This is a genomic window from Lysinibacillus sp. FSL M8-0134 (assembly GCF_038069745.1).
Lineage (GTDB): Bacteria > Bacillota > Bacilli > Bacillales_A > Planococcaceae > Lysinibacillus > Lysinibacillus irui.
In genome coordinates, this window is record NZ_JBBPAJ010000001.1 from 1,003,491 (window position 1) to 1,016,085 (window position 12,595).

The following is a 12,595-nucleotide window of genomic DNA, read 5'->3' on the forward strand; positions in this document are numbered from 1 at the left end:
CTGTGTCCAAGAAAGAAAAGGAATTAACCGGAAAACAAAAGGCCGCACTCTTGTTAATATCATTAGGGCCTGAGGTTTCAGCTTCTGTTTATAAACATTTAACAGAGGAAGAGATTGAACGTTTAACTTTAGAAATTTCGAGTGTTAAAAAAGTAGAAGCAAATGTTAAAGAAGAGATTATCGAAGAATTTCATAATATCGCATTAGCACAAGACTATATCACACAAGGTGGTATTGGCTATGCGAAAACTGTTTTAGAAAAAGCGCTCGGTGTTGAACAAGCGCAAACGATTATTAATCGTTTAACTTCTTCTTTGCAAGTACGTCCGTTTGATTTTGCACGAAGAGCTGATCCAGCACAAATTTTCAACTTTATCCAAAATGAACATCCACAAACAATTGCCCTGATTCTCTCCTATTTAGAGGCGGGGCAAGCGGGTGTTATTTTATCTTCATTACCACAGGAAGTACAAGCTGATATTGCTAAACGTATTGCGGTTATGGAGTCGACTTCCCCAGAAGTAATTAGTGAAATTGAATCTGTGTTAGAACGTAAATTATCGTCAACCGTGACACAGGATTACACGGAAACGGGTGGTATTGATGCAGTCGTTGAAGTTTTAAATGGTGTAGATCGACAAACGGAAAAAACAATCCTCGATGCACTCGAAATACAAGATCCAGAGCTTGCAGAGGAAATCAAGAAACGTATGTTTGTGTTCGAAGATATCGTTACACTCGACAATCGTTCTATACAGCGTGTTATTCGTGATTGTGAAAACGAAGACTTACTGCTTTCAATGAAGGTATCAAGTGAAGAAGTGAAAGATATTATTTTCCGCAATATGTCACAACGTATGGCGGAAACATTTAAAGAAGAAATGGAGATTATGGGACCTGTACGATTACGTGATGTAGAGGAAGCACAATCTCGAATTGTTGCTGTTATTCGTCGTTTAGAGGATGCTGGAGAGATTATCATTGCTCGTGGTGGAGGAGATGACGTCATTGTCTAGAATCATCCGTTCTGTTTACACACAATCCGATAGCGATAATGTTAAGGAAATACAAATTCGTGATATGTTTGAGCCGATTGAGCCTGAACAAGTTGACATGCCGCCACAGCATCAATTGTCAATAGATGACATATTGGCAGAGCGGGATCAGTTACTTGCAGAAGCTAAATCTATGCTGCAAACAGAGCGTGAGAAGTTTGAACAAGAAAAGCAAGTGCACTTTCAAGAGATTGAACACTTAAAACTCAGCTGGGAAGAAGAGAGACCAAATCGAGTTCAAGAAGCTTATGATGAGGGCTTTGGGCAAGGTTATGAAGATGGTATGAACAAAGCTACTGAAGCGATGGTTCAGTCTCTTCAAACAGCGAATGAAATTATTATTCAAGCTAAAGAAAATGCTCAAAAATATATTGATGATCAAGAAGTAGTTATTTTAGAGCTTGGTCTAACTGCTGCTGAACGAATTATTGGCACGTCATTAGAACAGAATGACGAGCTGTTTGTATCGATTGTACGCAGAGGCTTAAAAGAAGCAAGAGAAATGAAAGAAATTAAAATTTATGTTTCTCCAGCTTATTATGCTTTAATTACAGCCAATCGTGATGAATTAGCAGAAATGTTCCCAATTGATGTACCGTTTATGATTTTTGTAAATGAGGATTTGGAGAATGAAACAGATTGCTATATTGAAACAAATCATGGTCGCATTATGGTTAGTATTGATGAGCAATTGAATGAGCTTAGGTTAAAGCTACATGAAATATTAGAAAGTAAGGAATGATCTTGATGAAAACGGCTCAATTAATCGAACATATTCCTCATATACCTACGTTTAAAAAGTTTGGTAGAGTAACTAGAGTTGTCGGCTTGATGATTGAGTCGCAAGGTCCAGATAGTTCCATTGGTGATGTTTGTAAAATTCATGTGGATACAATAAATAACGGTCACCAGATTATTTTAGCAGAGGTTGTAGGTTTTAAAGATGAAATTGTTATCTTAATGCCTTTCACCTCTTTACGTGAAATATCGATTGGCTGCCTTGTTGAAGGGACGGGAGCTCCACTAGAGGTAAAGGTGGGACCTGAATTAATTGGTAAAGTATTGGATTCTATGGGGAATCCAATCGATGGTACCATATTACCGAAGGGACTAATGACAGTTCCGACTGAGCAAGATCCACCAAACCCACTGACACGTCCACCAATCAATGAAAGACTTGAAGTAGGGGTTAAAGCTATTGATGGCATGTTAACAGTTGGGAATGGTCAACGTGTTGGGATATTCGCTGGTTCTGGGGTTGGGAAAAGTACGCTACTTGGTATGATTGCGAGAAATACCCAAGCTGATTTAAATGTCATTGCATTAATTGGAGAGCGTGGTCGAGAGGTCCGTGAATTTATAGAACGTGATCTAGGGTCTGAAGGTTTAAGTCGCTCTATTGTAGTAGCAGCCACTTCAGATCAACCAGCACTCATGCGAATTAAAGGGGCATTTACGGCTACAGCGATTGCCGAATATTTTAGAAATCGTGGCTTAAATGTCATGCTTATGATGGACTCCGTTACTCGTGTTGCTATGGCACAACGAGAAATAGGACTTGCCACGGGAGAACCCCCTGCACAAAAAGGCTACACGCCTTCTGTATTTGCGATATTGCCAAAATTATTAGAACGTACAGGTACGAATGAAAAAGGTTCAATTACAGCATTCTATACAGTTTTAGTAGATGGTGATGATATGAATGAACCAATTGCGGATACGGTCCGAGGGATATTAGATGGACATATTGTATTGGATCGAAACCTTGCCAATAAAGGTCAATATCCAGCGATAAATGTCTTAAAAAGCGTGAGCCGTCTAATGAATCATGTTGCAGAGCCAGAACATAAAAAAGCTGCTGAGCGATTAAGAGAACTCTATTATACATATGACAAATCAGAGGATTTGATCAATATTGGTGCTTACAAAAGAGGAACATCTAAAGAAATTGATGAAGCAATTTATTATGAACCTCTCATTACAGCTTATCTTAAACAAGGTTACTTAGACAAAGTAACGTTAGAAGAGAGTGTAAACGAGTTAATAACATTATCGAACGGTGGAGGAAAATAGATGGTCAGTTATGTGTATCGTTTTGAAAAAGTATTAACTATTCGTGAGCAAGAAAAAAACGAAACCGAAATGGCTTATAAGGAAGCTGTCCGTTCTTTTGAAGAAATAGCAACAAAATTATATGAATTACTGAAAAAGAAAGAGGATTTAATTGCGTTTCAGCAGGAGCGGTTAACGATCGGCTCATCTATTGATGAAATTCATCACTATAGTCGTTTTATTGATAGTCTTGAGAAAACAATTGCAGATGTGCAACAGAAAGTGATACAAGCTCGGGCAAAGATGAATTGGCACGAAGAAAAATTATTAGAAAAAAACTTGGAAGTACGTAAATTTGAAAAAATGAGAGAAAAGGATTTTAAGCTATTCCGACAAGAGCAAGATCGTATAGAGAGCCTTTTTTTAGACGAAATTTCATTACAAACGTATAACAAGAGAGAAATCAGGTGATTTCATGGCGAAAAAAGACAATCGTTTAACAGCAGATTTAATAGAAGAGCAACCAAAGAAAAAAAAGGGGGGCTTTTTAAAGTTTTTTACTTGGATTGTACTGCCAATTATGTTTGTAGTAGCAGTTTTACTTGTTGTGGCAACGTTAATGAATACGAATGTTTTTGATTTAGGGAAAAAAGCGATAGGTAGTTTACCTTTTATGCCAACAGAAGAGCAACAAGCAAAAGATGCTGTCGTTAATAACGACTCTAAAATAGTCAATTTACAGGCAGAGATACAAGAAAAAGAAGCAGAAATTACACAGCTACAAAAGAAGCTAGATACAACAACAACCGAAAAAGAGAAACTAATGACAGAAAAAGAACAGCTTCAATTTGAAATTGAAAAATTGAATCGTGAGCAAGATGAAGTAAAGCGTGATTTCAACGATATTTTATCGACGTTTGATAAGATGTCTCCTAAAGCTGCGGCACCTGTGTTGATCAATATGAGTGATACAGAAGCTCTACGAATTTTAACGAATTTAAAGCCTGATAAATTAGCAGCTATATTAGAGAAAATGGATGCTAAAGATGCAGCAAAATATACTGAACTGATGGCTAAACAATAGGATTCGTGAAAGGGGGTGAAAGAACAATGGATGTAGCAATGATGCAAATGATGACTAAATCAGCGCCTACTAAAACAACAAAACCAACAACAGTTAGTAGTACGGAAGGCAAGATCAATGGAACATCGTCTAAAGATAATATATCAAAATTCGGGACGGTTTTTGGCCAAATGATGTCGTCTTCAACGCAAACAAACCAATCCTCGCAGACAACTGTAACAAATGAGCTTGATGATTTACAATCTATTTTAAATGCTGGGTCAATGGAGGAAGTACTAGATTTACTAGGGATCCCCCATGATGATGGTTTATTAATGCTTCAGCTTGGTGAAGACGGAAAAGCAGTGGCGATGGATGAAATGCTTAATTTAGACAATATATTAAACGCCTTAGGTATTGATGAAGAGCAACTGCAAAAAATAGTTCAACAGCTGCTAGGAGAGGAAAAGGAAGCTAGTGATGTTTGGGAGCTATTGTCATTAGTGGATGCACAAGCCCCGATCCTACAAGCACAAATAGGTACTGCATTACAGGGGGAAGGTCAAGTAACACCGAAAGAGGCAACACAGCTTCTTCAAGTCTTGAAGCTAGCCCAATTGGTAGGACAGAAAACGGACTTAACGTCAAACCAAGAAAACTTGTTATCTTCGGTTAAAGATATTTTAACGTCATTGCAAACGCAAGTAGGAACACAAGTATTATCAAAAACAACAATAACTTTCCCATTACAAGGTTTTCAGCAAGTCCAAGTAACGAAGCAGAGTGAGACAAGTACGAATGATATGGTGACACCACAAACCGTTCAAACAAAACCAGATACATTCCAGGTAACATTACCAACTGCCAAACCTGCTCAGTCAGAAGCTTTATTAAAAGAAATGCAAGCCATAATTAATAGAGCACAAATTTCTAATGCACAAGGGATCACTCGTTTAACGATTAAACTGTATCCGGAAAACCTAGGGACCGTTCGTATTGAACTTGTCCAAAATGATGGTGTACTGACAGCTCGTCTACTAGCTTCTACAGCTCATGGACGTGAGTTACTTGACAGTCAAGCACACCAGTTAAAGCAAGCGTTTGTTCAGCAAAACATTCAAGTGGATCGTCTGGATATCGCACAATCACTGCAGGATGCAGATCGTCAACAACGGGATCAAAGCTTCTTCAATAATTTCTTTAAGCAGCAGCAAGATGATGAGCAAGAACAAAACAATAATGATGACGATGAAGGATTATCCTTTAGTGACTATTTAATCAATGAGGAGGTGTAACAATGGCAGATGCAACTACGACGAAAGCGACCAATCAGGCTATAACAGACGACCTTTATTACTCTAATTATAGAAAACCTACGAAGCAAACAGGTAATAGTGAACTTGGCAAGGATGCCTTTCTACAATTGTTAATAACACAATTACAGCATCAGGATCCTACGAATCCGATGGATGACCGAGAATTTATTTCTCAGATGGCACAGTTTTCTTCTTTAGAGCAAATGCAAAACATGACAAAGGCCATGGAATCTTTACTAGCATCACAGCAACAAACACAAATGATGAGTTATTCGACATTTGTTGGCAAAGAAGTTAAATGGCATGAAATTACAGAAGAGAAAGATGAAAAAGGGAATCCTGTTGTTAATGAAGGAACAGGCGTTATCGAGTCCCTTAAATTTGTTGATGGAAGTGTTGTATTCGTTTTAGCTGATGGGAAAGAAATAACTCCGGGCAATATTTCAGGAATCTTAGGTGGCTCTGGAACAAATACCACTGGTGATAACACAGCTACAGAATCTCCACTCGTTCAGGCAAGTAAATTGATTGGTAAAAATGTGACGTATAAAGATGGAGAACAAGAATTACAAGGGCGAATCGTTTCTGTTTCAAATAAAGATGGCGTCATTTATTACGTTTTAGATAATGATAAAAAACTAACAGATAAAGATTTTACTGTAATTAGCGAATAAAGGTGGAGAAAAGTGATGGATAAGTTTTCAATTCATCGTGTACCCTTGCATCCATCTATTCGCACTACACAGCCTACATCACTCAATTCACAGCAATCTTCGTTTAAAGCGCATTTACAAGAAGCGGCAAAGCAAGAGCTAAAGGTGAGCAAGCATGCGCATGAACGAATGATGGAGCGCAAAATCGATATCTCTGAACAAGAATGGCAGGTTGTATCGGATAAGGTATTTGAAGCACGCTCAAAAGGTGTCAAACAACCATTAGTTTTGATGGATCAAGCAGCTTTAATTATCAGTGCTAAAAACGCGACTGTCATTACAGCAATGGATCGCACGGAAGCAAAGCAACAGCTATTTACAAATATTGATGGCACGATTGTACTATAAAGGCCGGACCTTCTTACGTAAGGAAGCCTTAGTGATGCTGATTGATAGAGGCTCACACATAAAAAATGAAGGGAGAACGACAACTTATGTTACGTTCTATGTATTCAGGTATTTCAGGTCTTAAAAACTTCCAAACAAAGCTAGATGTTATTGGTAATAACATCGCGAATGTTAATACATACGGCTTTAAAAAAGGAAGAGTTGTTTTTAAAGATTTAGTCTCTCAAATGCAAACAGGAGCATCTGCACCAACGCAAACACGTGGTGGTGTAAACTCAATCCAAGTTGGATTAGGAGCACAACTTTCCGCAATTGACACAATTCACGGCTCAGGATCCTTGCAAACAACTGCTCGAGTTTTAGACTTAGCTATTTCTGGTGATGGGTTCTTCATGGTAGGTGATGCGAATGGAGCACCTAATGAAGACGGAATTATTGATGGAGATGGATACAGCAATATTCTCTATACCCGAGCTGGTAATTTCTATATGGATAAAAACGGTTATTTAGTAAATGCTGATGGTAAATATTTAGTTGGTCATGCAAGTGATGCTTTATCTATTTCAGCAGATGGCGATACAATTGATGGCTCTGAAGCTGAAGAGCAAAAAGCAGATAATGGTCTTTCTGATATCGAAGGAAATATCGCTGAAGAAATGGATTTTTCAGCCGATATTTCGCCAATTCGAATTCCTACAACAGCACAATCTATGTCTATTGGACAAGATGGTACGGTTGAGTATGTAGATTACAAAGGTGACCGTCAATATGCAGGACAGCTAGTACTTGTTAAATTCCCGAATGCTGGTGGCCTTCAGAAACAAGGGTCCAACTACTATCAAGTGACAGCGAACTCTGGTGATCCATATGCTCAAGTAGCAACTGTAGGTGGAATTGGTTCCGTACAATCTGGTTTCCTTGAAATGTCTAACGTAGATTTATCAGAAGAATTTACAGAGATGATTGTAGCGCAACGTGGTTTCCAAGCAAATACACGTATTATTACTACTTCGGATGAAGTGTTACAAGAGCTAGTAAACTTAAAACGATAATCTTATAGTGTAGTCCTTTCAAAGTGGACTTTTATTAAAACATATTTTCATATGAGGGAGGGTCGGGCCGGCTCTCATGCTAGACCCGGCCCTATTTCAATGATAGAGCTAACACGTCTTAGTGGCAAAGCATTTACATTAAACGCTTTATACATAGAAACAGTCGAATCTTTCCCAGATACGACTATTACTTTAACAACTGGAACAAAAGTAATTGTTTTAGAGAGTGAAGATGAGGTGCGACAAAAGGTAACTGCCTTTTATAACAATATACAAATTTTATCCAACCCGCATCTACGAGGTGAAAAAGATGAAGAATAATAAAATGTTAACAATGATTATTATTTTGCTAGTGGCAGTCATACTGATTGGGGTTATTTTGTTTGTATTGCTTACACAATTTAATAAACCAACAGGAGCTGTTGAGCCATCCATTGACGAGATTGTAGAGTCCACAGTGGAGGTACCAGAAATCACAACAAATCTTGCTGATAAAAGAGTTGTGCGCTTGTCATTAAAAATTCAAACAACAAGTAAAGATGCTGCTGCTGAATTAACAAAGCGTGTTTTCCAAGTGCAAAACATTGCCATTCAAGAGCTTTCTGAAATGGAGCAAAAGGATTTAGAAGGTAAGCAAGGCAAACAAATTTTCCAAAAATCATTAAAAACAAGGTTAAATGAATTGATGCAAGAGGGAGAAGTTCAGGAAGTATATTTTACCTCCTTCATCACTCAATAAAACAGAAACTGCTTGAAATGGAGGTGGGCAAATGGCAGGAGATGTGTTATCTCAATCCGAGATAGATGCGCTGCTTTCCGCTATATCAACTGGCGAAATGTCAGCAGATGACATAAAAAAAGAGGATGAGGTTCGCAAAGTTAAAGTATATGACTTTAAACGTGCACTTAGATTCTCAAAAGATCAAATCCGAAGTTTGACCCGAATACATGAAAATTTTGCACGATTATTGACAACCTTCTTCTCTGCACAACTTAGAAGCTATGTGCAGATTACGGTTGCATCAGTAGACCAAATACCATTTGAAGAGTTTGTTCGTTCGATTCCGAATATGACACTCATTAATGTGTTTGAAGTGCCACCATTAGATGGTAATATATTGATGGAAATAAATCCGAACATTGCCTATTCCATGTTAGATCGTTTAATGGGCGGTAGTGGGGCGAGTCATAGTAATGTAGATAATCTAACTGAAATTGAAACTAAAATTATGACAAACCTTTTTGAACGTTCATTCGATAATTTACGCGAGGCATGGGAAAATGTAGCGGAAATCGATCCGATTTTAGTGGAGCTTGAAGTAAATCCACAATTTTTACAAATGATTTCACCAAATGAAACAGTTGTTGTTATTTCGTTAAATACAATCATTGGTGAGACAAGCGGCATGATTAATATTTGTATTCCTCATGTTGTATTAGAGCCAATTGTTCCAAATCTTTCTGTTCGCTATTGGATGCAAACCAATACAAAAGAAATGTCTCCAGAACAAACAAAAATGCTGGAAACGCGTGTGAAACAAGCTCAATTACCACTTTCAGTTGAATTAGGTTTAACAGACATCACAATCGAAGATTTCCTTACAATGCAAGTTGGCGATGTTATTCAGTTAGATCAAAAAATTGAAGACCCATTACTATTGAAAGTAGGAACATTGCCGAAGTTTACTGTTCAACCAGGTAAGCAAGGTAAAAAATTAGCAATCCAGATTATCGACCCTTTGAAAGGAGGAGACGAAGATGAGTGATGAAATGCTCTCCCAAGAAGAAATTGAAGCGTTATTAAGGGGCGAGACGTTGGAAGATAAAAACAGCGACACTGCAGCTTCTTCAAATGATGAAACAAATGAAATTAGAGTAGAGGATTACCTAGATTCGTTTGCACAAGATGCATTAGGTGAGGTAGGTAATATTTCTTTTGGAAGCTCTGCTACAGCTCTTTCTGCGTTATTAGGTCAAAAAGTTGATATTACTACACCAAGTATTTCAATGATCAATCGCAATAAATTAGAAGAGGAATTTCCTCATCCTTATGTGGCTGTTCAAGTGGAATACACGATTGGTTTAACGGGTATGAATTTACTTGTTATTAAACAATCGGATGCAGCCATTATTGCTGATTTAATGTTAGGTGGCGATGGATTAAATCCAAAGCCAGACTTAGGTGAAATTCAGTTAAGTGCTGTTCAAGAGGCAATGAACCAAATGATGGGTTCAGCAGCAACATCAATGTCAACAGTATTCAACAAAAAAGTGGATATCTCTCCACCGACAATAGATTTAATGAATATTTCACAAGACGAAGGTCGAGAGAATATACCAGAAGATGATTTACTCGTTAAAGTTTCATTTAGACTGCGAATTGGTAATTTAATTGATTCAAATTTAATGCAGCTCTTACCGCTTAAATTTAGTCAAAACATCGTAAAATCTCTATTAGGTGAAACAGAGTCAATTGAAGAACCAGTGGCTGCTACTATTGCTCCTGAAGCACCTCCAGTTGCACCAACGCCTGTTCAACAATCGGCGCCTGCAACACCGCCACCTGCCCAACCAATTTATGAGCAGCCGGCAGCACCAATGCAGCAACCTATATATCAGGAGCAACCACAGTTTACGCAACCATCAAGGCCTGCCCAACCTGTGAATGTGCAACAAGCACAGTTTGCTAGCTTCGATACAAATGTAATCTCTCAATCTGAAGCTAGAAATTTAAATATGCTACTTGATATTCCATTGCAAGTTACTGTAGAGTTAGGACGTACGAAGCGTTCTGTAAAAGAGATTTTAGAACTATCAAGTGGTTCGATTATTGAACTAGATAAATTAGCCGGGGAACCGGTTGATATTTTAGTGAATAGTCGTTTAATCGCTAAGGGTGAAGTTGTTGTTATTGATGAGAACTTTGGTGTTCGTATTACAGATGTTTTAAGTCAAGCAGAACGTTTAAATAATTTAAGATAGTTTCAATTGGAGGAGTTAACCATGTCTAAAAGAATTTTGATTGTAGACGATGCTGCATTTATGCGCATGATGATCAAGGATATTTTATCAAAAAATGGATTTGAAGTTGTTGGAGAGGCAGCAGATGGTTTACAGGCTGTTGAAAAGTACAATGAATTAAAACCAGATTTAGTAACAATGGATATTACAATGCCAGAGATGGATGGTATTGCTGCTCTTAAAGCAATTAAGGGTTCTGATCCAAGTGCAACTGTAATTATGTGCTCAGCAATGGGACAACAAGCAATGGTAATCGATGCAATTCAAGCTGGTGCAAAGGACTTTATCGTTAAGCCTTTCCAAGCAGATCGAGTAATTGAAGCGATTCAAAAAGCACTAGGATGATTGCATGAAAATGTTAAAATCATTTCGTTTAACGATGATTTTCGCATTTCTTGTAACCTTCCTGTTTTTATACCCGACACCAGCTTCTGTCTATGCAGACGCTGATACGAATAGTGTCACGGATTGCATTCAAAACCCAGAAGCTTGTAATGGAGATACTACTGATCCAGCTGCTAAACAAGAGACAAATGTATCAGCAGCTGGAGATATATCTGCATGGGAATACATAAAAATGGTTTTGGCGCTTATTTTTGTTGTAGCTTTATTTTATGGATTGATGAAGTTTTTAAACAAGCGAAATTTAAACTTCCAACGTAATCAAATGGTACAAAATTTAGGCGGTTTATCGTTAGGTGCTCAAAAATCGGTTCAGCTTTTACAAGTAGGTAAGACATTGTATCTAGTTGGTGTTGGAGAAGACGTTCAACTGTTACGTGAAATTACTGATCCAGAAGAAGTTGAAGCATTGTTAGCACTATATAACGAAAGGCAAGAACTTGCAGCAACATCACCGTATATTGCAGAAGTATTATCTAAATTTAAGAAAAAAGATCAAGTAAGCGTGCGCAATGAACAAAAGCAAGACTCATTTGGCACATTATTTGAAAAAAAGATATCCGAAATAAAACAGGAGCGTAGTGACGAGATAGAGAGATGGAAGCAAAAGGAGAAGGATGATAAATGAATGATTTAATCAATGTTTTTTCCAATAGCGATCCTACCAACGTCTCTACATCTGTTAAGCTCTTACTTTTACTAACTGTTTTATCACTTGCACCGAGTATATTAATTTTGATGACATCCTTTGCTCGTATTGTCATTGTCCTATCCTTTGTGCGTACGGCATTAGCTACACAGCAAATGCCACCCAATCAAGTGATTATCGGTCTGGCACTATTTTTAACGTTCTTTATTATGGCACCAACTTTTCAGGAGGTTAATAAAGAGGCATTACAGCCGTTATTTGCTGAAGAAATTGGACTGGAAGAAGCTTATGATCGTGCAAGTGTGCCATTTAAAGAGTTTATGAGTAAGCATACAAGGCAAAAAGATCTTGATTTGTTTTTATCGTATAATCAAGCAGAAAAACCAGCATCAGTCGAAGAAATACCTCTGACAATGCTCGTTCCTGCATTTGCTTTGAGTGAAATAAAAACAGCATTTCAAATTGGATTTATGATTTTTATACCATTCCTCGTAATCGATATGATTGTTGCAAGTACATTAATGTCGATGGGGATGATGATGTTACCACCAGTAATGATTTCTTTGCCATTTAAGATTTTATTATTTGTTCTCGTCGATGGCTGGTATCTCGTTATGAAATCGTTACTACAAAGTTTTTAGGGGATGATACAGTATGACAGGTGAATTGGTTATTTCCATTGCAGAGCGTGCCATTATGATTATCCTTCTAACAAGCGGTCCGCTACTTTTAGTTGCCTTAGTTACTGGATTAGCGGTCAGTGTTTTTCAAGCAACAACTTCCATTCAAGAGCAAACATTAGCATTCGTACCAAAAATCATTGCTGTCTTTGTGGCCATTGTGTTTTTTGGCCCATGGATGTTATCTCAAGTAATTAGCTATGCGAGAGACATTTTTGAGAATTTAACGCGTTATATAGGGTGA

17 protein-coding genes are annotated in these 12,595 nt (G+C 37.7%); all 17 read left to right on the forward strand.

Annotated features, from left to right (window positions below):
- Positions 1-2: 2 nt before the first annotated feature.
- The 17 genes from fliG (at position 3) to fliQ (ending at position 12,595) form a co-directional block, all read left to right on the forward strand.
- Positions 3-1,016 (forward strand): flagellar motor switch protein FliG, encoded by a 1,014-nt coding sequence (gene fliG, locus MKY49_RS04860; protein WP_248718157.1) that lies wholly within the window; start codon positions 3-5, stop codon positions 1,014-1,016.
- The gene (gene fliH / locus MKY49_RS04865; RefSeq protein WP_341385720.1) at positions 1,009-1,797 is read left to right on the forward strand and encodes a flagellar assembly protein FliH; all 789 of its coding nucleotides are present in this window, start codon (positions 1,009-1,011) and stop codon (positions 1,795-1,797) included. Before fliG ends, fliH begins: the two co-directional genes overlap by 8 nt.
- Positions 1,798-1,802: 5 nt before the next feature.
- Positions 1,803-3,128 carry a flagellar protein export ATPase FliI gene (gene fliI, locus MKY49_RS04870; RefSeq protein ID WP_341385721.1) on the forward strand — a complete coding sequence of 442 codons (1,326 nt, stop codon included), beginning with the start codon at positions 1,803-1,805 and terminating at the stop codon, positions 3,126-3,128.
- Positions 3,129-3,578, forward strand: coding sequence for a flagellar export protein FliJ (gene fliJ, locus MKY49_RS04875; RefSeq protein WP_274795963.1), 450 nt, complete (start codon positions 3,129-3,131; stop codon positions 3,576-3,578). It abuts the gene before it with no gap.
- A 4-nt stretch (positions 3,579-3,582) separates the two neighbouring features.
- Complete coding sequence (locus MKY49_RS04880; RefSeq protein WP_274795964.1) at positions 3,583-4,191, forward strand: MotE family protein; 609 nt, start codon at positions 3,583-3,585, stop codon at positions 4,189-4,191.
- Between the two features lie 26 nt (positions 4,192-4,217).
- The gene (locus MKY49_RS04885; RefSeq protein WP_341385722.1) at positions 4,218-5,465 is read left to right on the forward strand and encodes a flagellar hook-length control protein FliK; all 1,248 of its coding nucleotides are present in this window, start codon (positions 4,218-4,220) and stop codon (positions 5,463-5,465) included.
- 2 nt (positions 5,466-5,467) lie between these two features.
- Positions 5,468-6,160: a flagellar hook assembly protein FlgD gene (flgD, locus tag MKY49_RS04890; protein ID WP_274795966.1), complete on the forward strand. Its 693-nt coding sequence runs from the start codon at positions 5,468-5,470 to the stop codon at positions 6,158-6,160.
- A gap of 15 nt (positions 6,161-6,175) precedes the next feature.
- Complete coding sequence (locus MKY49_RS04895) at positions 6,176-6,547, forward strand: TIGR02530 family flagellar biosynthesis protein (protein WP_274795967.1); 372 nt, start codon at positions 6,176-6,178, stop codon at positions 6,545-6,547.
- A gap of 86 nt (positions 6,548-6,633) precedes the next feature.
- Positions 6,634-7,599, forward strand: a complete 966-nt coding sequence (flgG, locus tag MKY49_RS04900) for a flagellar basal body rod protein FlgG (protein WP_312505178.1) — start codon at positions 6,634-6,636, stop codon at positions 7,597-7,599.
- A 99-nt stretch (positions 7,600-7,698) separates the two neighbouring features.
- Positions 7,699-7,920: a flagellar FlbD family protein gene (locus tag MKY49_RS04905; RefSeq protein WP_274795969.1), complete on the forward strand. Its 222-nt coding sequence runs from the start codon at positions 7,699-7,701 to the stop codon at positions 7,918-7,920.
- Positions 7,910-8,338 carry a flagellar basal body-associated protein FliL gene (gene fliL, locus MKY49_RS04910; protein WP_274795971.1) on the forward strand — a complete coding sequence of 143 codons (429 nt, stop codon included), beginning with the start codon at positions 7,910-7,912 and terminating at the stop codon, positions 8,336-8,338. Before MKY49_RS04905 ends, fliL begins: the two co-directional genes overlap by 11 nt.
- Positions 8,339-8,369: 31 nt before the next feature.
- A complete protein-coding gene (fliM, locus tag MKY49_RS04915; RefSeq protein WP_274795973.1) occupies positions 8,370-9,365 on the forward strand; it encodes a flagellar motor switch protein FliM in 996 nt (331 codons plus the stop codon).
- A complete protein-coding gene (gene fliY / locus MKY49_RS04920) occupies positions 9,358-10,581 on the forward strand; it encodes a flagellar motor switch phosphatase FliY (RefSeq protein WP_312505180.1) in 1,224 nt (407 codons plus the stop codon). The genes fliM and fliY overlap by 8 nt, the downstream gene beginning before the upstream one ends.
- A 21-nt stretch (positions 10,582-10,602) precedes the next feature.
- The gene (locus tag MKY49_RS04925; RefSeq protein ID WP_008180756.1) at positions 10,603-10,965 is read left to right on the forward strand and encodes a response regulator; all 363 of its coding nucleotides are present in this window, start codon (positions 10,603-10,605) and stop codon (positions 10,963-10,965) included.
- 4 nt (positions 10,966-10,969) lie between these two features.
- A complete protein-coding gene (locus MKY49_RS04930) occupies positions 10,970-11,650 on the forward strand; it encodes a flagellar biosynthetic protein FliO (protein WP_274795975.1) in 681 nt (226 codons plus the stop codon).
- Positions 11,647-12,312 carry a flagellar type III secretion system pore protein FliP gene (gene fliP, locus MKY49_RS04935; protein WP_155590241.1) on the forward strand — a complete coding sequence of 222 codons (666 nt, stop codon included), beginning with the start codon at positions 11,647-11,649 and terminating at the stop codon, positions 12,310-12,312. The genes MKY49_RS04930 and fliP overlap by 4 nt, the downstream gene beginning before the upstream one ends.
- A gap of 13 nt (positions 12,313-12,325) precedes the next feature.
- On the forward strand, positions 12,326-12,595 hold the full coding sequence (fliQ, locus tag MKY49_RS04940) for a flagellar biosynthesis protein FliQ (protein ID WP_274795976.1): 270 nt from the start codon (positions 12,326-12,328) through the stop codon (positions 12,593-12,595).